Here is a 23,658-nt window from a genome sequence, read left to right as displayed (position 1 = left end):
ACAAAGCAATCTATACTGATAGCGATTATGGCAACACTCTGTACATCGTTTGCTTTTGCAGGCGATGTGGTGGCGCCGCAAGGTTCCGTGCGTAGCGTATCGGTCGACGACTTTATGCCGCACCAGAGCAACGTCAAGGAATTCAACGAGACCTGGAGTTACCAGTTCGTTTTCGACAACGGTACTCGCGCCTTTATCAACTATTCCACGCTCCATATTCCTGGCGCCGGTAAAAAAGTCACCTGCGACATGAGCTTTTGGAACTTCAAGAGCAAAACGTACACGGTTGGCCGCCAGTATCCGCCAGAACGCCTGAAGGCAAACAAGGCCACGGCAAGCATAGACATCAACGGCGAATATGCGATGGAACACAAGCCGGGCAAAGATCACCGCGTGCTCTTTTCCGCCGACAAGGGAGGCAAATTCCTGGTCGACGTGACATTCGAATCTGCCGAAGTCGGAAAAGTTCCCGGCAACGGCGTGTGGAAAATCGGCAAAGAAACATTCGGGCAATACGTGCACATTCCTTACGGCCGTGTAAAAGGCAAAATTGCCTACAACGAAGACACCATCGCCGTAAAGGGCTACGCCTACATGGATCAGACCTGGCAAACCGAGCAGGCCACCGATATGGCCGCACGTTCGGTCAACTTCAGCACCAGCGCCCGTAGCCCGCTATTTGCTGGCCGAGTTTCGATTTCCAAAAGTGGCGAACCGTTCGGATACGCACTATACAAGGACGAATCCGGAATGAAAGTCGCAAGCCCCAAGGCAATCAAAGATGGTAGCGACAATTACAACGGCAAGAAATTTGCTAAAAGCGACTTGACCTTCGAATGGCAAGACGCCTCTATTCCTGCACTCAAGTTCAGCGTGGCAAAGACGCTCCAGAAAGCTAGTCTATTGGACAAGGTAGACGGCTGGTTCGCCAAGAAGGCCTTCAAGATTGCAGCCGGCGGCGAAGTCCTCTTTTACAGGGGTCGTAGCGACGCAAGCCACGGGAAAAAACTGGACTGGTGCATTACCGGAGTTAAAGACTAATGACAAAGTTTCGCCCCTGCATCGACCTGCACGACGGACGTGTAAAGCAGATTGTAGGAAGCTCGCTGAATGACAGCGGAGCTGGCCTCAAGACGAATTTTGAAACGGACCGTTCCCCCGCTTGGTTTGCGGAACTCTACAAGAAAGATGGAATCAAGGGCGGCCACGTGATTATGCTCGGCAAGGGCAACACCGAAGCCGCGAAAACAGCGCTCGCCGCCTATCCCGGCGGACTGCAGGTCGGCGGTGGCATCACTGCCGAGAACGCGAAAGAATATCTGGATGCCGGTGCATCTCATGTAATCGTGACAAGCTGGATTTTCCCTGAAGGCAAGCTCGACCGTGAGCGCCTGGAATTGCTTTCCAAGACGGTCGGCAAGGAGCATCTGGTGCTTGACTTGAGCTGCAAGCGCGTGAGTTCTGCGAAGAGAAAGCAATTTGTCCCCGACGACGAAATCGACGGTCCGGACGAAGCACGCCCCCGCTGGAAAATCGCCACGAACCGCTGGCAGACTTTGATAGACATTGAAATCAACGAGGAAACGCTCGAAGACCTTTCGCGTTACTGCGACGAATTCCTGATTCACGCCGCCGATGTCGAAGGAAAGCAGCAGGGCATGGACGATGAACTGATTATGTTCCTCGCCGAGCACAGCCCGATTCCTTGCACGTATGCGGGAGGCGCCAAGTCGCTAGAAGACCTCAAGCATTGCAAACAAATTTCTAACGGAACGATTGATCTCACCATCGGATCGGCCTTGGACCTGTTCGGTGGCAAAGGAGTGAAGTATGCCGACTGCGTCAAATTCAACAAAGCTTAAGCCAACAGATTCGCTAGATACGCGTCCGGCTATCTTTGGACGCACCGTCACGAGCACCTTCAGAAAGATGTCCGGTTTCAAGCACCAGCCCCCCGGAAACTTGCGCACCGGCATGATTCCGCCGATCGTATTCGGATCGCTGTTTCTTAATTTGCCTAAACTTCTGAAGTTGCGATTCTATTTAAAAAAAGAACGCAAGAAGCACCCAGCCGATGATGTGCGCATTCTTTTTTATTCCGACAACCTGGACGAAACCAACGGTATCGCAAACAACTTAAGAAACGTGATCCCCTACATGCGGGCCCACGGCATGAACGCATTCCTCGCCGGAAACGCTTTCAACACGCGTCCCTGCGGCGTCGTGGAAAACGGCTACTGCCTTTTGCTTCCCCGCATGTTCAGCATGGAACAACTCGGATATGCCAATAGCGAGCTCGCCATTCCGCGCGTAGGCCCGGTGCTTCGCCTGCTCAAGCGCTACCCCGTCGACTTGATTGAATTCGAGACACCGAGTCCTGGCGCATGGCTTGTCTGCTTCTGCGCGAAAGTCGCAGGCATCAAGGTATTCAGCCACTACCGCACCGACGTTCCGACTTACACCAAGACGCTCGTGAAAGCCAAGTGGATGTTCCACTTTGTACTTCGGCTCATGAAGATTTTCTACCGCATGACGCGCCCCGTGGTCAGCCCCTGCAAGGACTATGCGAACATTCTGACTTCGCAGCTAAAAGTGCCCGAAAACCAAGTGCAAATTTTGCCCCGCGGACTCCCCTTAGAAAAATTCTCGCAGAACCTACGCGGCAAGGGAACCTGGGAAAGGTTCAACGGAGCAGGCGCGCCTACCGACAACACACAAACAGATGTTGTACAATCGAATGCGACTCAAGTTAGGATCGCGCGCAAGGTTCGTTTTTCGTTCATCGGGCGCATTTCCAAGGAAAAGAACCTGGAATTCCTGAACAGCGTCTGGAAAAAATTTGCAGCCAAGCACAAAGACGTAGAACTCATGTATGTAGGTTACGGCTGGTACCTCGAAGAAATCAAGAAATTTTTCGAAGGCGACAGTAGCGTGCATTTTGCAGGCGAACAGGGCGGCGAGATACTCGCAGGCCTTTACGCCGATTCCGACTTTTTCCTGTTCCCGAGCACCACGGATACCTTCGGGAATGTGGTCGTCGAAGCCATGTCCACCGGCACGCCCGCTATCGTCAGCGATTACGGCGGACCGCACGACATCGTGATGGACGAAGCCGCCGGCCGAATCTTGCCGATTGACGAAGACGCCTGGCTGAACGCCCTGGAAGAATGCCGCAAGCTGTACCTTGAAGAACCCGATACCTACGCCAAGATGCGCGAAACGGCCCACGAACGCAGCCTCAAGTACACTATGGAATCTTCCACCAAGGCCCAGTTCGATTACTTTAGGAAACTGAAAAAAGAAGCGTACGGGATATAATCCGGAATTCTGAATTCGGATTTCAGAATTCAAAACGTCATTGCGAGGAGTATCACGACGAAGCAATCCTTAAAAGAACTCCGCAATTGGTTCCGTAAGAGCGCTGCGGATTTGCCGTGGCGCTTGAGCGATTTGGATGCGCCGCGCGATCCGTATGCGGTATGGATTAGCGAGACTATGCTGCAGCAGACGCAGGTTTCTACCGTACGCGACTATTTCGTAAGATGGATGAAGCGGTTTCCCGACATAGAAACGCTTGCCGCCGCCGATGAAAACGAAGTGTTCCGCTACTGGCAGGGACTCGGCTACTACAGCCGCGCCAGGAACATTCTGAAGACGGCCAAGATAATCAATCAGCAAAAAATGGATGGATCCCGTCGCCTACGGCTCCAGGATGACAATAAGGCGACCATGCCTACGACCCGCAAGGAACTGGAAGCGTTGCCCGGTATCGGGGCATACACGGCAGGGGCGATTTTAAGCCTCGCCTACCACCAGCAAGAAGCGATTCTCGACGGCAACCTGGTGCGCATTTTCTCGCGACTTTACGCACTCGATTTTTTGCCGACGGAATCCAAGGACGCCCTAAAAACCTACTGGGATTACGCCCGCGAAATCGCCGACTCACCCAAGGCCTACATACATAACGAAGCCCTGATGGAGCTAGGCCGCACCGTCTGCAAAATCAAGAATCCCGATTGCGCAAGCTGCCCATTTCAAAAGGTCTGCCGAGCGGCTCTTGAAAATCGCACCGCCGAATTTCCGCCCAGCAAAAAGCATATTCAAAAGGACTGGCACGGAACCATCCTCGTCATCGAAAGCAGCGACCACAAGATTCTGGCAATCCACGGTGGACAAAAATTCTTCAAGAACCAATTCACGCTGCCACATTTTGAATCGCCGCGAAATGCGACCGCAGGTATTCCCGCCCAGGCAGAAACCTACTTTAACGCAGACCTAGTGACAAGCGTTCAATGCATCGGGAAATTCAAGCACAACATCACGGTGCATAAAATGGAATGCGACGTTTTGCATATCCAGCTCAGAAGCAAGGCTCCCGTTCGCAATCATTCTGCAAAAACGGCGCATGAAATTCAGTGGATCAAGCGAGAAGAAGCTCAAGAATTTTTCGCGAACAGCTTCTGCCTAAAAGCATTGGCCTTGCTATAATCCCTGGATTGCGTCACCACTTCGTGGTTCCAGAATGACATACACAAGAAATGGAGATCCCCGCCAAAGCCAGCCCTGAGCATGTAGAATGTACAGGGAAGGCATAATAGGAACACGGGAAACGTTCTTCTAGAAGGTCTTTTTCGCCGTGCAGATAAAGCGGATGCGGTCATAGCCGCCATTCACCGTTTCCATTACCTCGTCGGCCAGCACATGCAACAGCGTCCCCGTCAAGGTAAAGCCGTACTTCGGGAACATCTGCGAGAACGAAGCATCCCAGATCCAGTCCCCCTTGACCACCATCGGATCCCTCGAGCGCAAATTCCACTGGGCGTCGCTCCGGTAACGCAACGAATGCGAAATCTTGAAAGTTCCATTCAGGAGCCAGTCCCCCGTAAAGCCCGTGTAGAACTCCGCAGGAGTCACTTCCGCATTTTCGACAGGACCATCGATGCGTTCAAACCCTGCCATCGCCGTGAACTTGAACATATCGCGATACCATGCATTCAGCCAAAATTCACCCGTCACGCCCTTGATCCAGTCGTGGATCCGGCCGACGTTTCCATAGCGAGCCTGGATACCAGCCTGGTCATCATTTTTTCCCAAAAAATATTTTTCGACTTCGAAAGTTTCGGCACCGTATTCCGCCCAATAGGAGCCGCGCCCCCCCATGGCAACAAATCCCATCGTATCTACAAAAGAAAGGTATCCCTGGATCAAATTCATCTGACCGTCTGCAGTCAAATCAACCACTCGGCCATCATAAAATTCCTTCGTATCCGCCAACGGATTCATTCGCGAGCCCGAAATATTCTTGACACCAATTGTCACTCCCAGATCATCGGGAGTTATCGGCATGAACTGCAAGCTGTCTTGCACCAACCAGTCACGTTCATTTATACCAAACGCCACGTCGGCACTCATCCAGTGAATCGGCTGTACACGCAGCTCCATAAACGGCCAAGCGACACGGTCTTCTTCAAGTTCCGTATACACACTGCCCGAATCATCGACCGCACGGAAAGCGAGCCCCGCCGAGACCTGCAAAATACCCTTTTGACAAGCCTTACCGCACTTGTAGTAAACGGAACCGTTTACCTCCTTGCGCGTTCCCGTTTCCTTCTTGTACATATTCTGGTATTCGCCGTCTTCGTAGGCAACGGTCAAGGACAAATCTTTCACATCGACACGCCCCTCGACGCGCGGCTTGTAATGTACCGGAATCCAAAGCGAGGTCGCCGTGTAGAACCACAGATATTCCTCGCCCGCCAGCACAGAGGCATTCACGAGCGAATTCGTGAAACCGAATCCAGCGTACGCCGAACTGAAGAACGGCCAATTGGCACCAAAATGCGAATAATCTCCATCGACGGCCTTATAGCGGTAGCCATAAGCGCCGCTGCAAAAATGATCGTCCTGGAACAAGCGGGCAGTCGCCCAGAGCCCCTTGTAATCGGGGGTACGGAAACCGCCTTCCAAAATCGGAGTCCTGTTGGCAGGCCTGTCCTTTTCGGTCACAAAATCTTGGTAAATCAAGTCGCCGAGTTCATTTCCGGTCTTCATCCAGACCGAAGGTTCGAACGGAGTCCACGAAGGCGTACCCGACCAACGGTTAAAAAGCAGACGGTCACGCAACTTGGCGGGAGTCCAAAGTTCACTTTCGGAATGAACTCCCCCGGCACCAAGAATCCGATCAAACGCATAAGTCGGGCCACCAATCAAGAACGTTCCATCGGCACGAATTTCGTATTCCATTCCTTCCATTTCTGCAGGAATCTGGGCAAACGGAGCAACGGCCATTCCAAGCAAAACGGACAACGCCAAAAAAGGAATCTGTACAAATTTCTCCATCACCAGAGACTCCTTTCTACATAGAGGCCTACATACAACATGTCCGAACGTTCCGGCAGAGTCCAGAGTTCTTCCCACATCACGTTGAGGCCGACCTTGTATTTTTCGTAATGAAGCACATTCAAATTCATTCTTGCGTACCAGCCGAATTCCGTTTCGTTGTCACCAAGAGTGCCACCCGGTTGCCCATAAATTTCATTTTTGTCTTCATCTTCCAAGTCGGCACGCGTCCAGTTGCAGGCAAATCCCGCTCCAAGTTTCGCAAAACGAATCCATGGCAACTGAACATCCATTCCCAGCTTACCCGATGCCTGATGCACGCCGTCGTAAGGCACCGCTTCTGGAATCGGCTTAAAATAGGCATAATGGAACATCACGACGCCTTCCACATTTTCCCAATAGGCGTAACGAAAATTCATGCCACCGTAAAGCGAACTTTCTACGGCGTCTTCCAGCTCTCCGAACGGATAAATCTCACCACCCTCAATGCCGATGGACGCATGCGAAAACGCAACATCTTCTACGGACGCATTCGGTTCAGCCCACGACAGCACCGCAAAGAATGCAACCGCCAGCACGATATTTAATTTATTCAAAACCATCTATTTTCTCCGCAAAGCCTGTGCAAAGAATCCATCGAAACGGGAATCCTCAGTGCCGGGCAGCACCGCAACGCCCGCTTTTTCAAAATCAGGATGGGCATTCAAGAATCGGTCTATGACCTTCGTTGTCTCATCGGGATCGGGACTACAAGTCGCATAGACAAGAACGCCTTCGGGAGCTAGCGAGCGTGAAGCGCTTTCCAGCAGATTAAATTGCAACTCGACCAGTTCCTTGATCGACTCCTGTGTAATGCGGTAAACCGATTCCGGACGACGCGCGATAACGCCCATATTGCTGCAAGGAACATCGAGCAATATCCTGTCAAAGGGGGAAGTCTCCCCCTCGCTCGCACGAGTCCGTTGCTCGCTACCCCTTCTAGCGGGAGAGCCCGCAACGCCCCCAAGTACATCAAGGCATTCCACACGGACATTCGTAAGTCCCAGGCGATTTACAAGGTCGTGCATCTTGGGCACGCGGGTCTCGGAGACATCACTCGCGAGAATATCTAGCGAAGAATCCATCTCGGCCATCAGCGCAGACTTGCCACCAGGAGCGGCACAGGCATCCCACACCTTAAGACCAGGTTTCAAGTCAAGCAACTGGATAACCCGATATGCGGCCGGATTCTGCAAGCTGAATTCGCCCTTTGCAAAGGATTCCGATTCCAGAATCGGCTTGAGTTTTGCATCGGCGGGCACTTGAATGTAGCGATCGTAGAGAATGCTTACGCCAGTCAAGCCAAGCTTCTGCGCCACCACCGGAGCCGAAGTTTTCTGCAAGTTCACGCGGATCCATTCCACGGGGCGTTCAAGAGTCGCCTTCGCCATCGCTTCGGCGCGGTCGCCTCCGTAAATATCGAACCAGCGGCGCACCAGCCATTCAGGCACCGAATTCTCGATAGAAACGCGACGCACCCGTTGCGGCGGGAGCTGCGGCAAGCCGGACCTGCGCGCGGCATGCAGCACGGCATTCACGAGCCGCGCGGAACCTTCGCCAAGGTTCGCCGCCTTAATCAACTCGACCGTCGTCGCGACGGCGGCATGGTCCGGCACTTCGGTGAAGAACATCTGAAAAAGTCCAAGTTCAATCACCGTGCAGACTTCAAGCGAAGGCGCCTTTTTCACGAGCGACTTCAAAACATATTGCAGATACAAATGCCGGCGGCACACGCCCAGGGCAAGTTCCATCGCAAATGGCGAAAGTCCGCTTTCCTTGATAAAGGAGCCGTCCTTCTGCCAAAGCAAAAGGACGCGGTAAGCGTCCATGCGTTCTTTCAAGGATTCATCTAGCAAAAGCAAAGTCCTTCGTGTTTCTGGATTCCACGCATAAAGTCGGCGACCGGCATCGGCTTCTTGCCTTCGGCCTGAATCTCGACGACTTCGAGGACTCCCTCGCCCGTTCCGACATAGAAGCGATTATCCTTGAATTCAACCGCGCCCGGGGCAAGCTTCGGCCCTACTTCCGGCGTATCCGTCTTACGCAGGTACACCATGCGGCCACCGAGTTTTCCGTATCCGCCCGGCCACGGATTGAAAGCTCGAATCCGGTCGTGAATCACCTTCGCCGGCAACTTAAAATCAATCAGGCCTTCTTCCTTTTTCAGCTTGGGAGCTCCCGAAGCTTGCGCATGATCCTGGGTCAAGTCCTTCTCGCAGCCACCCTTCAACTGGCGAATCGCATCGTCCAGCGCATCGCAACCGGGAGCAACCATCTTGTCCAACAGCGACGCCGTCGTATCCTGATGACCGATCACAACCGTACGCTGCGCCAAAATCGGGCCATGATCCATCTTTTCGTCGAGACGGAAAACCGTCACGCCCGTTTCGGGGAGACCGTCTGCAATCGCACGCTGCACCGGAGCCGCACCGCGGTACTTCGGCAAAAGGCTTCCGTGAACGTTTACCGCACCGAATTTCGCAACAGCGAGGATATTCTTCGGCAGAATCGAATAGGCGACCACCACAAAAAGGTCTGCATCGTACGTACGAAGATCCGCTTCGAACTCATGCGACTTCAAGTCCGTCGGTTGCAGCACCGGCAAATTATGCTTCAGAGCAGCTTCCTTCACCGGCGGAGGCGTAAGGACGCGCCCACGGCCCGCAGGACGATCCGGTTGAGTGACAACAGCCAAAACTTCATTATCAGAAGCGATAAGATGTTCCAAAAAATGAGCCGCGAAATCCGGCGTTCCCATAAATACGATTTTCATAATGAATAATTTAGAAAACCCCCTGCAAAATGCATCTAAAAAAGCCCGCATCCGCGGGCATTTTCAAGGCTTTCAACAATCTACAAAATCTAGTCCACTCTACAGCGCAAAAACACGCTTAATTTCGTCAGTGCGGCTAGTTTGTGTGAGCACGAGCTTGAGGAGGACTGCGGCCTTTTGAGGCGGCAGGCGGCCAGCGCAAATGCGGCCAGGCGCAAGGGATTCGTTGAGCGTCACGAGCCCGTGGTGGATTCGGGTCGAAACGACCACGGGAATATCGATCTTTTCGAGGGCGCGGGCCCAGGCGATACTGAATTCGCCCGAGCCGGCGCCCGCAATCACGAGACCGTCGGAGACGCAGGCGGCGTACTCCAGAATCTTAGGGTTGGCATCGACCGTAAAATAGACCACGTTCACACGCGGCAAACTTTCGAGCTTAGAAACGTCAAAGAAATTCTGTTCCTTTAAGGCGTTCCAGTTGGAGCCCTCGCCGGGAGCGCTTACGCCCATCGCGTTAATCGCCGAGGCAGAGCACTTTTGAACGCTCCGGGCGTCAAAAAGTTCGCCCGCAAAATACACCCACACCAAATTCGCCGGCGGATCGTCGTCGACCGCGAAGCCGGCTGCCGCACGCACGGCGCCCAGTAAGTTTGCGGGGCCGTCGGGATCCTTGGCGGTAGCGGGCTTCATGGAGCCCGTGAAAATCACCGCCTTTTCGCATTTGACCGTAAGGCTTACGAAGTAGGCCGTTTCGTCCATGGTGTCGGTGCCGTGAGTGACTACGATGCCGTCCACCGAATCGTCCATCTGCAAGTCGGCAATGCGGTTCGAAAGCGCTATCCACAGCTTGTCCGTCATGTCGTCGGAATTCACGTTGCAAATCTGCTCGGCCGTAATTTCGGCGTACTCCGAAAGCTCCGGCACGGACGCCACCAAGTCTTCGGCAGAAATCTGCCCGGACACGTAGCCCGTATTTTTGCCGGGCTCACCGACGCCGGCGATAGTGCCGCCCGTCGCAAGAATCACGATGTGTTTTTTCTTCGCCATAGAAATCCTCTGCTACCTCACTTCGTCGAGCAGCTGCTGCGTTGTCACGCCATAGAACTTTTGCAAAGCAGGCTCGTCGCCCAAAGTGCGCATATTTTGGATGAAATCCCTAAAGTGCACAAGGCTTGCATTGCGGGCCAAAAGGCGTTCCACCATGGCCTGCGAATACCAGTAAAGTTTAACGGCCGCACCGGTGTTGTTTTCGTTCACGAACGGTGTCGTAAGTGCTCCGATGCTGGGGGCGCCACCCTCGGGCCGTTGCATGCCTGTACGCGAAGCGTCAATCACCTGGGCGATTCCTTCGTTAACCCAAAGCGGAACATGATAGCGCGTCATGGCGCGGATAAAGGCGTGCGTAAGTTCGTGGAAAAACATCGGACGGTAAATTTCGCGGTAGGCCATCACGTTTACGGGAATTCGCAATTTGCCGTCAAAAACGGCACCAACCCATTCGGGGCGAGGCCCCACGCCTTGGTACTGCGACGACTCGTAAAGCACCAGGTGCATCTTGTTTTCAGGATGAAAATCGAACAGGTGACAGAGCGAATCGTAGGCGACTTCCAGCACGGCGAGCGCTTCCATGATATCCTTGCGGGCGGGGCGGCCTTCGAATTCCACGCGGAAATGCATGGAGCGTTCGATCTTGAGCTCGTCCATTTCGCGGATTAGGGCTTCACTTTTCTGCTTCAAATAATCCAAGTCGGCGTGATTAAACTTGCGCGACTGCACATAGGCAATGCAGTCTTCGTAGCGCTCCTGTTCGTAAAGGATTCCTGCCAAATGGAGCTGCAAATTCTGGTCGTCGGGAGATTCCTTGAGAAGTGCGCGTACGTTTTTCTCGGCGCAGTTCCACTCCGCCATTTCTAGGCATTCGTTGGTTTCCTTGATTAATGCTTCGTGTTTGTCGAAAGCCTCCTTGGCCGCCGATTGCTGCATAAACCAGCGGACACCAATAAGCAAGACGATTACGCCGATGATTATATAAACAAGATTCTTCATTTTACCTTAAGAATGAATTGCTTCGTCCCCTTACAGGGGGCTCGCAATGACGTGGCGGCCCAATTTCTTGAATTTTTCCCGAATGAGCTGCAAGTCGTGCTGGTAGGGGTTCCGCTTGAAATCTTCGAACGCCCACGCCGTCGGGTGGAATTGCCCCTTTGCATAAGTCAACAGCATGTCAAGCCACACGCCCTTGCCGGCGTAAAGTTTGAACGGCCCTCGCTTATAACTCGGGAGCACCACCTTGTCCAAGTCCATGTAACCGATGTCGATATTCACGCAGCGCGCATCGGGGTTGCTCGCCTGCGCCATCGTCAGTTCCAGAGTATTGCTGCGTTCCTTTTCCACGGCAATCGTTTCGGGCGGAATTTCCTTTTCAAAAGAAACCACGCCGCGGTAAAGGCCTTCGCCCATTTCGGGAGTGTAATAAGGCGTCTGGTCGAATGCGAAAAGCTTGCCCTTGTGGCGGATTTTGCCCCAGGTACGTTCCAGTGCGTCAATCACTTCGGGCAGCCACTGCTCACTGGGCTGCAAGACAAAAGCCAAAAGTTGTGCGTTTTCAGAAAATTGAGAAGCTTTCATCGTATCTTATCTCTAGACCGCACCATCAATGCGGGAAAATCATTAAGCTCTTGCGAATCAGCTGGAGTTGCTGATCACTAAATTTTAGCGAACGATTCTTGACTGTCGTCGGGAACATCACATTTTCCGCATCGGGACATTCAGCAGTCATATCAATTAGAGACCTTTGATAAAGGCTGTATTTCTTATGAGGCGGATAAATAACAACATCGCTGTTGACCGATCCGGACGCCTTGAGCAAACCGCTCTTGAACAGTTCCGAACAAAACGGAGTATCATCCAAGCCATCTTCGATATTGGAATAATCGCCATAATCAATTCCATCCACCAAATGCTGCATATCAGCCTTCGTCGAAGTCGTATGGCGTAGTCCAAAATAGTGTCCCGTCTCATGCACGGCAGTCTCGACAATCGATTCAAGAGATTCGCGTTTTTCGGTATTATACGGAGCGACTACACTTGTTCCTAACAAGATCGTACTGGCAATACCGCCACCCAGACCACCGCCAAAAAGCGAAGAGGTACCGAGAATGCCTTCACTGTTAATCGCGTGAACCAAAACGATGTCCAAAGCCTTTTCAGCCCCGGGCCAAGCCCCCAGTTCCGAAAGCATCATGCCGGCAGATCCATACTCAGCCACCCAAGGCAGATTTGCCGGATAGTTTCCCCCTAAAGTCGGATGTTCATGCGCACGGTTCACATATAAGGTATCTATCGTTATCGAAGTATAATAATGACGGAAAGCAGCCAGCAACTCGTCCCCAAATTCCCGCAAGCTTATATCACCCAGTTCCTCTTCTACATTACCGACCGCAATCAGGTTCAGGGACAGAACCGAGGAATAAGCGCCATCGCCTTCAAACCGGACATTAGAAACCTTCCCCTTATAGAATGTTCCTGACTGTTCCAAGGTCGTAACCCATTCCGTAGCAGAAGACTCTTCGCAAACAAAGCGATAAACCAGACGACCCCCTGAGCGTTCCGCCTTCAACGTCCTGACTTGACGGTAGCGATTATTCTTATTGACCCGGAACAGCTGGAGAACGGGAGGTTCAAAAGAAGGATCTTCATCGAAAGACAGCAGGTATTCCGCCGATGGATGAACTTCTAGGCTGATTCCGTGCGCAAGGTTTGCAGCTATAGAATCATTGGGAGCCTGGTCATTCGGAAATATCGAAAAGGATATCGTGTTGTCGGGATACAGAACCACTTTTTCTGAAGATTCATCCTCCCAAAAACAGGCCGTCAAAAGAACACTTACGCAAAGAGCGATACTAAAGCCAAGCGCAATAAAAAATTTTTTACAAAAATTTTGCATAAAAAGGCACCGTGAGACATCAAAAGATACGTGTATAGAGAAGATACAACTTTTTACAAGGAAATACACCTTTATGAGTTCCAAATGGTATAAAAAACACGCCCTCTCTGCCGATTTTGTGCAGATGCTATCTCCTCTAGTCGGAAAACCAGCCCTATTAAGTGCCATCATTATTATCGCCGTATTCGCCAGCCTAGACGCCCCAACTTTCGCCCCCGCATTGATGCTTCCTCTGGTTATTGCAACGCATTTCTTTCCAAGGCCGCTCCAATGGGTCGTCCTATTTTCAATCACAACGGCTATCGTAAGTCACAGTTTAATTTCAGGAAACAGTCCATACATCGCATCGACGACAACCCCCGCCACCAAAGCCTGCGGAACGATCGAAACAATCCAGCAAAAAGCAAGCGGAAAGGCAATCGTCATCCGTACGGGCTATTCCACCAAAATTCCGTCGGGAAAAACAGAGTATCGTATAAGGCTAACCGAAAAAAGGGAATTGCCGCAGTACCCGCTACCGGGTGATTCCATCTGTTACGAAGCCTCATGGTACCCCGTCATGCCTCCAAGCGTTCCGGGTGCATTCGACACCAGGAATTGGCTGAATTCACAGGGTCTTGCCGCCTACGGCAAAATGCTTCACTGGACTGTACACGGCAGCCACTGGATTCCCGAGCGCAGCTTTTTTGCCTTCCGCAACTGGATAGGGCACAGATTCCACGAGTACCTGGATTCTGCCGAAACAGGGCTTCTTCTCGGGCTTCTCGCGGGAGACCGGTCAGGAATTCCCGATGCATTAAGGAGCGACTTTCAACGATCGGGACTGGTTCACGTACTTGCCATCAGCGGATTTCACGTGGTGCTGCTCGCCGGAATGCTGATGATATTCCTTAAGGCGACAGGACTCCCGCACCGGCTGGTGCGGGTAGCCGCCGTTCTCCTGCTGCTGTTATATGTTCCCGTGACCGGCGGCTCGCCCGCCGTAAGGCGGGCCGTCCTGATGTTCGCCGTGCCGCAGCTAGGGGCCTTATTTCAACGCCCCGCCAACACCTTGAACAGCCTCGGAGTCGCCCTGCTTTTCATCATTTTACCGGAGCCCTCCGTCATCTGGAATCCGGGATTTCAGCTTTCTGTCGCCGCCACCATGGGCATCCTTATCGGAGGCCCGCTAAATCCGTTCAAAAAACTCCCCGAAGCGCTTATCAAGAACAAATGGTGGACGCGATTCCAAGCCTTCATCCTGGATCCTACATACGTTACTTTATGTGCAACCCTTTCGACCGCCCCGTTTCTGATACACCATTTCAAGACGCTCTCCCCCGTTGCCTGGCTCGGCAATATCGTCGTAGTACCGGCAATATCGATGGGAATGCAGGCGGGACTTTTCGCACTCCTGTCGCCAATAGATTTGCTGCGGGAGCACTTTTGCTACGCGGCACGTTTCTTTTTAAGGCTCGCCTCTCTCCTGACCCGGCTACTGTCGGATTCCGCTCAGGCTTCCGTCACCGTCGGCCCCTTCGGCCCATCCATTCTCCTTTTAGCAGGATTTCTGCTTGTCCTATTTCCTATTTTCTACAAGAATCGCATTGCAAGACGAATTTCACTAACAAGCCTTTTGCTATTTGCAACTATTTTCAGCTACAGCAGTTTTCATTCGGCCAATTCACCGACTTGGAAACTCACCACCATCGATGTGGGCCAAGGCGATTCTCACCTGATTACCACCCCCTCCGGAAATCACCTCCTCGTAGACGCCGGCGACATCAAGCGACATGATTCAGGGAAGGACATCATCGTCCCCTACTTGCACCATATCGGGGTATCGCACCTGAACGCACTCATCATCACGCATCCGGACCAGGACCATTTCGGCGGAGCCCTTTCGCTCATCAAGACATTCCCCGTCAAGGAACTTTGGATTACCGACTGTGCTAGAATCGAACCCAAAGAAGAATGGCAACAAATCATCTCCGAAGCCTACCGGCGCAACATACGCATACGCGACATTGCACGCGGATTTAGATACAGGGAAAACCTCTTTGAAATCAAAGTCCTTCATCCCGAAACCAGGCACTGCATAGACGCCAATACTCAAAGCATCACCTTCAGGATGGCAGGTCTCAAGCACTCGGCGGTACTGACCGGAGACCTGACCGTTCAAGGAGAAAAGGATATTCTCAAAACCGATGTTTACCTCAACAGTGACATTCTGAAACTGGGGCATCATGGTTCAAAGACTTCAAGCAGCCGATCCTTTTTGAAGCAAATTCGACCGAAACTGGCCACTATTTCTAGCGGACGAAAGAACCGTTTCCGCCATCCAAGCAAGCAGGTCCTGCAAAGACTTGATTCGCTGAAAATTCCGTATTTGAATACGGCTGAACGCGGAACGATTGACATAACATTCCGCGCAGATACGATGATTGTTGAAACTATGATAGAATAGCTTGAATGAACAATGTCATTCCACATCACACATCTATAAAGCAGTCATCACGTACAAGGCGATACTCTTCTGATCATTGTTATCGTCCTGCATCACGCCGATATCAAATTCGACACGAACCCTAGTCGCACCGAAGGCGATTTCCATCTTGGGGATAATATCCACCATGAAATCGTCCTTCAAATGTCCAATACTACCGCTGGACGTAATTTCAATCATGCAAAGAAAACTTCTTCCAAAATGAAGCGTCGGAATTGTTCCCAGACCAAACTTCACATACCCATCTTCCCCCGTGACTCCTTCCAGAAAACCGGCACGGGCTTCATAGGAATTCGAGAAGTTCTTGGCGATGTAATGTTCCTTTCCGTAAGTCAGAACCAAAGCTCCACCATTGTTTCGGTTCAGCCCGAAGTAACCATCCAATTGAATATAGCGGGCAGCCCCCATACGGTAGCGTCCACCAAAGTCCACCGACGCTTCCACGTTATCCAGTTGGTTGTAGGTATACATATCCACCTTGGCGCCCAGTTCCCACTCCTTGTTCAACGAGCCCATAATGTTGATCGGGAAAAGGACATTACTGCCAAAATCAGAACGCATCCCTACGCCGGCTCCAAATTTCGGTACTGGCCTTGCTTCAGGACCAAAGGTAAAACGCATATTCCACATACGATCCAGAGCAAACACATTCTGAAAGCAAATACAGATTAACGCCAAAATAATGAAATGGACATGTTTCATGCGCCTCAATTTAGCTAAATTTTAGCCACAAAAAAAGAGGATATCATGATAGATCCGCGTCCAGAGCTTTCTAAACTTTCTGACTACGTTCCCGGCAAATCCATGGAGGAAATCCGTGCAAAGTACGGGCTCTCCGAAGTTGTCAAACTCGCCTCGAACGAAAACCCGCTCGGAGCCTCCCCGAAGGCCGTCGAAGCCTACCACGAAATCGCGGACTCCTTGCACTTGTACCCGCGCGGTGATGCTCCCAAGCTTATCAACGCCATCGCCGATTTTTACGGTGTGAACACAAACCAGATTGTCATCGGTAACGGTTCCGACGAAATCATCGACATGGTGGGCAAGGCCTTCATCCGTCAGGGAGACAACTGCGTGGGCATTACGCCGACCTTCTCGGTCTACAAGTTTACGACGCTTTCAAACGGCGCCGACTTTATCGGTGTCGGCATCGGCGACCAGAAAACGCCACTTTCGGAACTCTTGAAGGCTATCAACGACAAGACTCGCGTGGTCTTTATCTGCAGCCCGAATAACCCGACTGGCGTTTACTACAACAAACAAGAACTGCTTGAATTCCTGGACAAAGTTCCGAGCAAAGTGCTTGTATTCCTCGACCAGGCTTATTCCGAATTTGCGACCGCCGATGATTATCCGGTGCTCATCGATATGCTGGACAAATACAAGAATCTGTTCATCAACCGCACCTTCAGTAAAATCTACGGACTCGCAGGGTTGCGCATTGGTTACGCCATGGCGAATGCCGAAGTCATCAAGGCCATGTGGAAAATCAAGCCGCCGTTCGACGTGAACCAGGCTGCCCAAGTGGCGGCGATTGCAGCCCTTTCCGACAAGGAACATGTCCAGAAGACTCTTGAACTCAACGCCGCAGGCATCAAGTACTTGACACCGGAATTTGAATCGCTCGGATTCAAGGTGCTGCCGACCCAGGGGAACTTTATCTGCGTGCACATTGGCCCCAAGGCGAAGGACCTCGTGCTGTTCCTCGAAAAGAACGGCATGATCGTTCGCGGCCTCACCAGCTTCAGCTTGCCCGAGCACATCCGCGTGACCCTCGGCAAGCGCGAAGAAAACGAACTCCTGGTCAGCCTCGTCAAAAAGTGGATGGCTCAAGTCTAATCGCCGGAGGTGTTATGGCAGCGACTGCAGAAAATCAAGAATTCTTGAAAATCGCGCTCAAGGCGGCTGAACTTGCCCAAGAAAATATCATGAAGCATTTTCAGGCGAGTGTCGGCGTGGAATGGAAAAAGGATAACACGCCTGTAACGATCGCCGACAAGAGCACCGAAGAAATTGCCCGCAAGTTCTGGGAAAAAGAAACTCCGGGCTTCGGCGTGATTGGCGAAGAATTCGGCATCGAAAATCCTGATGCCGAATACCAGTGGGTAATTGACCCCATCGACGGCACCAAGGCGTTCATTCACGGCGTGCCGTTGTTTGGAACATTGATTGCGCTGTATCACAAGGGCACGCCGATTGCAAGCCTCATTCGCATTCCCGCGATGAACACGGCGGTCTGGGCGGTCAAAGATGGCGGAACTTTCTTAGACGGCCGTGAAATTCGCTGTTCCAAGGTAGCAACCCTTTCGGAATCGTTGGTACTTTCGGGCACCGTGAATACCATGGAAACTGCAGGCTACGGCGAAAAGTATGCAGCCGTGCGTCGCGCTGCCAAGCTGCACCGCGGTTGGGGCGACTGCTACGGTTACTACCTGGTGGCCGCCGGACGCGCCGAACTGATGATTGATCCCGTGGTTTCGCTGTGGGACATCGCCCCATATCCGCTCCTGTTCAAGGAAGCGGGCGGCAAGTTCAGTACCATCGATGGCAAAACGGACCTCTTCGATGCAAGCGGCAAGCCGGTTGCCCCGATTTACGAAGGCTATACAAGTATGGCTTCGAACGGACTGATTCACGACGAAGTCGCGAAAATCATGAACCCGTAGCAACGCGGCAATCCATCCTTGCTTTAAAAAAGCCAAGCTGCGGCAACGGACCAGCAGTCTGTTGGAATTCTCTTTGATCGTTGTTTATATATAACCCAAAGAGCCCGCTCCAGTTTTCACTGGGGCGGGTCTTTTGGTTAGGGAGGGATGATTGGAGAAATTACTTTACCGTAAACGCGGCTCCGTCGTAGTCGATGACCACGGGCTTTGCCGCACTCACGTTGCCAGCGAGAATGGCATGGCTCAGCGGGCGTTCCACGTTCCTTTCCAGGTAACGCTGAATCGGCCGCGCGCCGAATTCCGGCTGGTAAGCGCCATCAGCGATGGCATCGAGCGCCTTGTCGGTCAGGGTGAGCTGCAAATCCTGACGGGCGGCGCGTTCGGCGAGTCCCTTGAATTTGAGCCTTACGATGTCCCTGATTTGCGGCTTTGTCAAGCTCTGGAATACCAGCACTTCGTCCAGACGGTTCAGGAATTCCGGCCTGAAGAAGCTACGGAGTTCCGGCTCGATTTCCTTCAGGGTCACGGGCTTTGCATCACCCGCGCGGTTCTGGAAGTGAGCGGCACCCAGGTTCGACGTCATGAGAATCAAGGTGTTCTTGAAGTTCACGGTACGGCCCTTGCCATCGGTCAGTCGACCGTCGTCAAGCACCTGCAACAGCGTGTTGAACACGTCGGGATGAGCCTTCTCGATTTCGTCCAGCAGAATCACGCAGTACGGATGTGTACGCACGGCTTCGGTCAGCTGGCCGCCTTCTTCGTAGCCCACGTATCCCGGAGGCGCACCGATCAAGCGGCTCACGCTATGCTTTTCCATGTATTCGCTCATGTCGATACGCACCAGCGCGTTCTCGTCGTCAAACAGTTCCACGGCAAGCGCCTTCGCCAGTTCCGTCTTGCCCACACCCGTCGGGCCCAGGAACAAGAAACTGCCAATCGGCGCATTCTCGCGGCTAAGACCGCTACGGTTACGGAGAATTGCTTCCGAAACCGCTTCCACGGCTTCATCCTGGCCAATCACGCGGGCATGCAGGCGTTCATCCAGGTGCAACAACTTGGCCTTTTCGCCTTCACAAAGCTTGGTCACCGGAATTCCGGTCCAGCGGCTCACCACAAGGGCGATGGTCTCTTCCGTCACCTCTTCGCTCAGGTCGCCGTCGCTTGCGGACTTCTTGATTTCTTCCGTCTTCGCGGCGATTTCACGCTCCAGGTTCACGATCTTGTTGTACTTGAGTTCGGCGGCGCGGTTCAAGTCGTAGCGGGCTTCTGCCTGCTCCATCTCGTCCTTCGCCTGCTGCAAGGACTTTTTAAGGCCCTGCAACTCGGCGTTTTTCGCGCGCCTCTCCTGCCAACGGTCCTGCATCAGCTTGACTGCGGCATCCGTCGTCGCGAGTTCTTCACGCAGCTCTTTCAGGCGCTTTACGCTGGTGTCGTCGGTTTCCTTCGCCAGGGCCTGCTCCTCGATTTTCATCTGGAGTTCCTTACGCTGCAAGGTATCCAAGGCTTCGGGCACCGTATCCATCTGCGTCTTCACAAGGCTTGCGGCCTCGTCAATCAGGTCGATAGCCTTATCCGGCAAGAAACGATCGCTGATGTAGCGGTTCGAAAGCTTCACCGCGGCCACAAGCGCGTTGTCGTGCAGACGCACGCCGTGGTGCGCATCAAAACCATCCTTGATGCCACGCAGAATAGAAATCGATTCTTCTTCGCTGGGTTCGTCAACCTGCACGGGCTGGAAACGGCGTTCCAATGCGGAATCCTTCTCGATGTACTTGCGGTATTCCTGCGTGGTGGTGGCACCGATGCAGTGCAGTTCACCACGGGCGAGTTTCGGCTTGAGCATATTGCCCAAGTCCATGGATCCTTCCGTCTTGCCTGCACCCACGATGGTGTGGATTTCATCGATGAACAGCAAAGTATTGCCGTCTTCTTCAAGGGCGTCCAGCACGGCTTTCAAACGTTCCTCGAAATCGCCGCGGTATTTTGCGCCCGCCATCAAGGCCGACAAATCCAGCGCGAACAACTTCTTGCCCTTCAGAGCGTCAGGCACATCGCCGCGATAGATACGCTCGGCAAGGCCTTCCACAATGGCGGTCTTACCCACGCCGGGTTCACCGACCAGGCACGGGTTGTTTTTCGTCTTACGGCTCAGAATCAAGATGACACGGCGGATTTCCTCTTCACGGCCAATCACCGGCGAAAGTTTGCCGTCGGCAGCCATTTCCACGAGCTCACGGCCGTAGAGTTTCAGCGGAGACTGTTCCTCGGCATTGGCGGCACCCGCAAACGGGTCCGAAAGCCACGTTTCCACAACCTCGACACTTCCCAAAGCATCTTCGAACACCTTCGCAAGGCCACGATCGCCCGAGAACTTCATCAAGGCCACGAGCATATCGCCCGGGGTCACCATACGGTTCACCTGGCGCGCCGCCTGCACAGAGGCGCGCAAAATGCGGTTCAAGTCGTTATCGGGTTCCACGTCGGGGTTCACGCCTTCCATGCGCGGGATCTTCTGCACGAACGGCTCCAACTTGCCGCGGAGCTCTTTCGTCTTCGCGCCCTTCGACTTGTAGAGTTTCTTCAAGGTGGCATCCGGGCCTTCGACAAGGCCTACCGCCAAATGCGCCGCACCCAGGTAGGAATGCGAGCAACGGTCGCGCAGGCTCTGGGCCTTCGCCAACACCTTTTCTGCATCGTTATTGAAATCAGACATATAACCTCTCTTTTTTACCGCTTTCCAGATGCAAAACCCATGCCAAGGGCCACGCTCGGCAAAAAACGCCCAAAACCGTGCAAAAACGGCATTTTTCGCCGTAAAAAAGCAAAAAATGTCGCATTTTTCAGCGGCATTTTTTCAAAATAAGACGCAAGGGTGTTTAATTCCGCATAAATAATGTATATTCAGAAATGGGTCTTATAGGGACTCTTTATGAGCCGAGATAAAATAAGGTGTGGAAAGAAAACAACATTACGCACATTATTATGCACCTGATAAGCGATCCGTATGTCATCTGTTTTATTTGAGGCATGGCAATAAAAAAAACAAAGAATGCGGATATTTCAATAAACAAATGCAAGCATTTTTGTCACGACGCACACCTGCACTCGCATTCCATCAAAGACAATCGCGGCTATGGCATGCCGAAAAGCCCTTTAAATAGAGTTCATTTATGACGCAGGCATATAATTCAATCTTTTTCTACTATTTATATGCCTCAGCCCCAAAAAATCATCATTAACATAAGCTTTTTTGGGGGTAAAAAAAAGTGTGAAGCATATAAAAGTCCCATTTTGGCAAAATTATATGCAGCATAAGCCACTTTTTCAACAAAAAAACAGTTACTTTGTTCTTAATATTGAGCAAAAAGCATATAAATCTTCTTTTTAACGAAAATTATATGCCCTCCCCCCCCTCGCTGATGTTCAAAGAGAGCTAAAAGTGTTGTAAAACGCAACAACACTTTATCAATCCTCCCCCTACCTTTTGCCCCTCCACAAATCTATCTTATAGATACGAAACCAAACATCCCAAACACCAACTACGGCATCCCTTTGGGGGGATGCCGTTAGTTTTTTTATTCCCCAAAATTCCTAATTTACTACATTATTTATAAAGTTTATTTCTAAAGAGGTTTATAATGGCTCGTATGCGCGTACTCGTTTTAATGGGTGGCCCGTCCACCGAACATGATGTTTCCGTTGTCAGTGGCACCGGCGTTGTTCGTGCCATGAACCCGGACCGTTACAATATCCACCCCGTCCTTATCGACAAAGACGGCACCTGGCACTGGTCTTCCCGCGAACTTTCCCCATACCAGAAGGACAATTTCTCGGTCAATTATTTCCGCGGACTCGAAGGTGCTGCCGCCAACTGCAAAAAATCTCCGGCCCTTTCTGAACTCCCCGATGCCGACATCGCCTTCCTCGCCTTGCACGGTAAATGGGGCGAAGACGGCCACATCCAGGCTATGCTCGAAAACTGGGGCATTCCCTACACCGGTTGCGGCCTCCTTGCCTCGGCCCTTGCCATGGACAAGGTGAAGACCAAGGAAATCTACAGGGCAAATGGCATCCCGACTCCGCCGTATCGCGTCATCTGGAAGCATGACTTTACCGGCGACACGCTCGTGTCCGTTTCCGATGAACTCGGATTCCCGCTCGTGATCAAGGACCCGCTGGGCGGTTCCTCCATCGGCATCGGTATCGCCAAGGACCTTGACGAAGCAGGCAAAATTGCCCAGGACCTGTTCAAGGATTCCAACCGCCTGCTCTGCGAAAAGTTCATTGCCGGCGAAGAAGCGAGCTGCGGTTACATCGAAGGCGAAAAGCCCCTGCCGCCGACTGAAATGCGCATGACCACCCGCGAATACTTTGACTTCGAAGCCAAGTACAACGGCGAATGCAAGGAAGTCACCCCGGCCGAATTTGACGAAGACCTCACCAAGCGCATCCAGGAACTCGTGAAAAGCGCTCACTATGCTATTGGCGGTTCAGGCTACAGCCGTACCGACGTGCGTATCACCAAAGACAAGCAGCTGTTCGCCATCGAAACGAATACGCTCCCGGGCATGACTCCGACTTCGATTCTTCCGGCCGAAGCCGCCAGCGTAGGCATTACCTACAGCCAGCTGATTGACCTGATTATCGACAAGAGCCTCTACATCAAAAGATAAAGTTTGTAGAACTTAGTTGGTAGAGCTTCGACAAGAAAAGCTCTTCTAAGTTCTAAGTTCTTAGCCCAAAGCTCTAAATTCTAACTATGTTCGACTTATTTGTAGATACTTCGCGCAAGGGAATCTCGATGGCGCTCCTCGAATCGGGAGCAAACCGCTACATCGAATCCATCGATGAATCGGCCCGTGGCGAAACCGCCTCGGCCATGCTCGACGCCCTCCTCGAAAAAGCGGGCGCCACCCTCGACCAGGTCACGCGCGTCATGGTCACGCTCGGTCCCGGCTCTTTCAGCGGCCTACGCACGGGAGTCGCCTTTTGCGAAGGGCTCAGCTTTAGCGGCAAGCGCAAGCTCTACGGAGTCTCCACCCTTGCGGCCCTAGCCTGCTTTGCCGACGCGTCCGAAAGTGCGGCAGTCGTCATCCGCGCCCGCAAGGACTACTGGTACCTGCGCCTCGACGAAAAAGAAGGCTTTATCGAAACGGCCCAGGTCATCGAAGCCCTCAAGGCTCACCCTGTAAAAGAGGTCGTCGTAGACGAGGCAGCCCTCGCCGACGAGTCCCTGCAAGCCGCATTCAATTCAACCGGCGCAAGGACTATTCTGGATAAGGGTCAGCCGCTCAGCAAATGGAGCAACCTTTTCAATACGGTCACTCCAAGCCTGATGCTCGAAGCAAACTACATCCAGCCATCCTATTTCGAAAAATTGCACTGACATCCGCCTTACAGCCACATAGGA

20 protein-coding genes are annotated in these 23,658 nt (G+C 52.5%); 9 read left to right on the top strand and 11 right to left on the bottom strand.

What is annotated here, in order from left to right; genetic code table 11:
- The first annotated feature begins 27 nt into the window (after nt 1-27).
- The 4 genes from Q0P86_RS02370 to Q0P86_RS02355 all read left to right on the top strand — a co-directional run bounded on the left by Q0P86_RS02370 (nt 28) and on the right by Q0P86_RS02355 (nt 4,488).
- Nucleotides 28-1,041, top strand: a complete 1,014-nt coding sequence (locus tag Q0P86_RS02370) for a hypothetical protein (RefSeq protein WP_295037175.1) — start codon at nt 28-30, stop codon at nt 1,039-1,041.
- Nucleotides 1,041-1,862, top strand: a complete 822-nt coding sequence (gene hisA / locus Q0P86_RS02365; RefSeq protein WP_295037172.1) for a phosphoribosylformimino-5-aminoimidazole carboxamide ribotide isomerase — start codon at nt 1,041-1,043, stop codon at nt 1,860-1,862. The genes Q0P86_RS02370 and hisA overlap by 1 nt, the downstream gene beginning before the upstream one ends.
- Nucleotides 1,831-3,318: a glycosyltransferase gene (locus tag Q0P86_RS02360; RefSeq protein WP_291023075.1), complete on the top strand. Its 1,488-nt coding sequence runs from the start codon at nt 1,831-1,833 to the stop codon at nt 3,316-3,318. Before hisA ends, Q0P86_RS02360 begins: the two co-directional genes overlap by 32 nt.
- Nucleotides 3,319-3,441: 123 nt before the next feature.
- Nucleotides 3,442-4,488 carry an A/G-specific adenine glycosylase gene (locus Q0P86_RS02355; RefSeq protein WP_295037169.1) on the top strand — a complete coding sequence of 349 codons (1,047 nt, stop codon included), beginning with the start codon at nt 3,442-3,444 and terminating at the stop codon, nt 4,486-4,488.
- Nucleotides 4,489-4,617: 129 nt separating this feature from the next.
- On the opposite strand, the gene Q0P86_RS02350 is transcribed toward Q0P86_RS02355, so the two are convergent.
- The 8 genes from Q0P86_RS02350 to Q0P86_RS02315 form a co-directional block, all read right to left on the bottom strand.
- Nucleotides 4,618-6,339 carry a hypothetical protein gene (locus Q0P86_RS02350; protein WP_295037168.1) on the bottom strand — a complete coding sequence of 574 codons (1,722 nt, stop codon included), beginning with the start codon at nt 6,337-6,339 and terminating at the stop codon, nt 4,618-4,620.
- The gene (locus Q0P86_RS02345; protein ID WP_290991677.1) at nt 6,339-6,941 is read right to left on the bottom strand and encodes a hypothetical protein; all 603 of its coding nucleotides are present in this window, start codon (nt 6,939-6,941) and stop codon (nt 6,339-6,341) included. The genes Q0P86_RS02350 and Q0P86_RS02345 overlap by 1 nt, the downstream gene beginning before the upstream one ends.
- Nucleotides 6,942-8,240 carry a transcription antitermination factor NusB gene (locus tag Q0P86_RS02340; RefSeq protein WP_295037167.1) on the bottom strand — a complete coding sequence of 433 codons (1,299 nt, stop codon included), beginning with the start codon at nt 8,238-8,240 and terminating at the stop codon, nt 6,942-6,944.
- A complete protein-coding gene (gene fmt, locus Q0P86_RS02335; RefSeq protein ID WP_290991683.1) occupies nt 8,228-9,151 on the bottom strand; it encodes a methionyl-tRNA formyltransferase in 924 nt (307 codons plus the stop codon). The genes Q0P86_RS02340 and fmt overlap by 13 nt, the downstream gene beginning before the upstream one ends.
- Before the next feature lie 99 nt (nt 9,152-9,250).
- Entirely contained in the window at nt 9,251-10,198 is a 948-nt protein-coding gene (locus Q0P86_RS02330) for an asparaginase (protein ID WP_291023088.1), read from the bottom strand.
- A gap of 12 nt (nt 10,199-10,210) precedes the next feature.
- Entirely contained in the window at nt 10,211-11,197 is a 987-nt protein-coding gene (locus tag Q0P86_RS02325) for a hypothetical protein (RefSeq protein WP_290991688.1), read from the bottom strand.
- A 30-nt stretch (nt 11,198-11,227) separates the two neighbouring features.
- Nucleotides 11,228-11,779, bottom strand: a complete 552-nt coding sequence (locus Q0P86_RS02320) for a DUF4416 family protein (protein WP_295037164.1) — start codon at nt 11,777-11,779, stop codon at nt 11,228-11,230.
- A gap of 25 nt (nt 11,780-11,804) precedes the next feature.
- Nucleotides 11,805-12,989, bottom strand: a complete 1,185-nt coding sequence (locus Q0P86_RS02315) for a hypothetical protein (RefSeq protein WP_295037163.1) — start codon at nt 12,987-12,989, stop codon at nt 11,805-11,807.
- Nucleotides 12,990-13,221: 232 nt separating this feature from the next.
- Between Q0P86_RS02315 and Q0P86_RS02310 the strand changes: the two genes are divergently transcribed.
- Nucleotides 13,222-15,543, top strand: a complete 2,322-nt coding sequence (locus tag Q0P86_RS02310; RefSeq protein WP_295037161.1) for a DNA internalization-related competence protein ComEC/Rec2 — start codon at nt 13,222-13,224, stop codon at nt 15,541-15,543.
- Between the two features lie 33 nt (nt 15,544-15,576).
- Here the strand turns inward: Q0P86_RS02310 and Q0P86_RS02305 are convergent, their stop codons facing one another.
- Nucleotides 15,577-16,143 carry a hypothetical protein gene (locus Q0P86_RS02305; protein ID WP_291023096.1) on the bottom strand — a complete coding sequence of 189 codons (567 nt, stop codon included), beginning with the start codon at nt 16,141-16,143 and terminating at the stop codon, nt 15,577-15,579.
- Between the two features lie 186 nt (nt 16,144-16,329).
- Between Q0P86_RS02305 and hisC the strand changes: the two genes are divergently transcribed.
- Entirely contained in the window at nt 16,330-17,421 is a 1,092-nt protein-coding gene (gene hisC, locus Q0P86_RS02300) for a histidinol-phosphate transaminase (RefSeq protein ID WP_295037159.1), read from the top strand.
- A 14-nt stretch (nt 17,422-17,435) separates the two neighbouring features.
- The gene (hisN, locus tag Q0P86_RS02295) at nt 17,436-18,248 is read left to right on the top strand and encodes a histidinol-phosphatase (RefSeq protein ID WP_295037157.1); all 813 of its coding nucleotides are present in this window, start codon (nt 17,436-17,438) and stop codon (nt 18,246-18,248) included.
- A 160-nt stretch (nt 18,249-18,408) separates the two neighbouring features.
- Here the strand turns inward: hisN and Q0P86_RS02290 are convergent, their stop codons facing one another.
- Nucleotides 18,409-20,961 carry an AAA family ATPase gene (locus tag Q0P86_RS02290; protein WP_295037155.1) on the bottom strand — a complete coding sequence of 851 codons (2,553 nt, stop codon included), beginning with the start codon at nt 20,959-20,961 and terminating at the stop codon, nt 18,409-18,411.
- Nucleotides 20,962-20,975: 14 nt separating this feature from the next.
- Nucleotides 20,976-21,098, bottom strand: a complete 123-nt coding sequence (locus Q0P86_RS02285; RefSeq protein WP_295037153.1) for a hypothetical protein — start codon at nt 21,096-21,098, stop codon at nt 20,976-20,978.
- 788 nt (nt 21,099-21,886) lie between these two features.
- On the opposite strand from Q0P86_RS02285, the gene Q0P86_RS02280 reads away from it, so the two are divergent.
- Nucleotides 21,887-22,921: a D-alanine--D-alanine ligase gene (locus tag Q0P86_RS02280; protein ID WP_290996402.1), complete on the top strand. Its 1,035-nt coding sequence runs from the start codon at nt 21,887-21,889 to the stop codon at nt 22,919-22,921.
- An 86-nt stretch (nt 22,922-23,007) separates the two neighbouring features.
- Entirely contained in the window at nt 23,008-23,634 is a 627-nt protein-coding gene (tsaB, locus tag Q0P86_RS02275; RefSeq protein ID WP_290996404.1) for a tRNA (adenosine(37)-N6)-threonylcarbamoyltransferase complex dimerization subunit type 1 TsaB, read from the top strand.
- Nucleotides 23,635-23,658 lie beyond the last annotated feature (24 nt).

It is taken from the genome of uncultured Fibrobacter sp., from assembly GCF_946062555.1.
In the GTDB taxonomy this organism is placed as follows: Bacteria; Fibrobacterota; Fibrobacteria; order Fibrobacterales; family Fibrobacteraceae; genus Fibrobacter.
This window is presented reverse-complemented; position numbering and strand designations above follow the sequence as displayed.

What these genes read in the sequence shown, in the direction of transcription:
- Q0P86_RS02360 (WP_291023075.1), top strand. Translation starts at nt 1,831, where the DNA reads ATGCCGACTGCGTCAAATTCAACAAAGCTTAAGCCAACAGATTCGCTA.
- hisN (WP_295037157.1), top strand. Translation starts at nt 17,436, where the DNA reads ATGGCAGCGACTGCAGAAAATCAAGAATTCTTGAAAATCGCGCTCAAG.
- Q0P86_RS02350 (WP_295037168.1), bottom strand. Translation starts at nt 6,339, where the DNA reads ATGGAGAAATTTGTACAGATTCCTTTTTTGGCGTTGTCCGTTTTGCTT.
- hisA (WP_295037172.1), top strand. Translation starts at nt 1,041, where the DNA reads ATGACAAAGTTTCGCCCCTGCATCGACCTGCACGACGGACGTGTAAAG.
- Q0P86_RS02370 (WP_295037175.1), top strand. Translation starts at nt 28, where the DNA reads ATGGCAACACTCTGTACATCGTTTGCTTTTGCAGGCGATGTGGTGGCG.
- Q0P86_RS02325 (WP_290991688.1), bottom strand. Translation starts at nt 11,197, where the DNA reads ATGAAGAATCTTGTTTATATAATCATCGGCGTAATCGTCTTGCTTATT.
- Q0P86_RS02320 (WP_295037164.1), bottom strand. Translation starts at nt 11,779, where the DNA reads ATGAAAGCTTCTCAATTTTCTGAAAACGCACAACTTTTGGCTTTTGTC.
- Q0P86_RS02310 (WP_295037161.1), top strand. Translation starts at nt 13,222, where the DNA reads ATGCTATCTCCTCTAGTCGGAAAACCAGCCCTATTAAGTGCCATCATT.
- fmt (WP_290991683.1), bottom strand. Translation starts at nt 9,151, where the DNA reads ATGAAAATCGTATTTATGGGAACGCCGGATTTCGCGGCTCATTTTTTG.
- Q0P86_RS02290 (WP_295037155.1), bottom strand. Translation starts at nt 20,961, where the DNA reads ATGTCTGATTTCAATAACGATGCAGAAAAGGTGTTGGCGAAGGCCCAG.
- tsaB (WP_290996404.1), top strand. Translation starts at nt 23,008, where the DNA reads ATGTTCGACTTATTTGTAGATACTTCGCGCAAGGGAATCTCGATGGCG.
- Q0P86_RS02330 (WP_291023088.1), bottom strand. Translation starts at nt 10,198, where the DNA reads ATGGCGAAGAAAAAACACATCGTGATTCTTGCGACGGGCGGCACTATC.
- hisC (WP_295037159.1), top strand. Translation starts at nt 16,330, where the DNA reads ATGATAGATCCGCGTCCAGAGCTTTCTAAACTTTCTGACTACGTTCCC.
- Q0P86_RS02280 (WP_290996402.1), top strand. Translation starts at nt 21,887, where the DNA reads ATGGCTCGTATGCGCGTACTCGTTTTAATGGGTGGCCCGTCCACCGAA.
- Q0P86_RS02285 (WP_295037153.1), bottom strand. Translation starts at nt 21,098, where the DNA reads ATGCCGCTGAAAAATGCGACATTTTTTGCTTTTTTACGGCGAAAAATG.
- Q0P86_RS02345 (WP_290991677.1), bottom strand. Translation starts at nt 6,941, where the DNA reads ATGGTTTTGAATAAATTAAATATCGTGCTGGCGGTTGCATTCTTTGCG.
- Q0P86_RS02305 (WP_291023096.1), bottom strand. Translation starts at nt 16,143, where the DNA reads ATGCGTTCTGATTTTGGCAGTAATGTCCTTTTCCCGATCAACATTATG.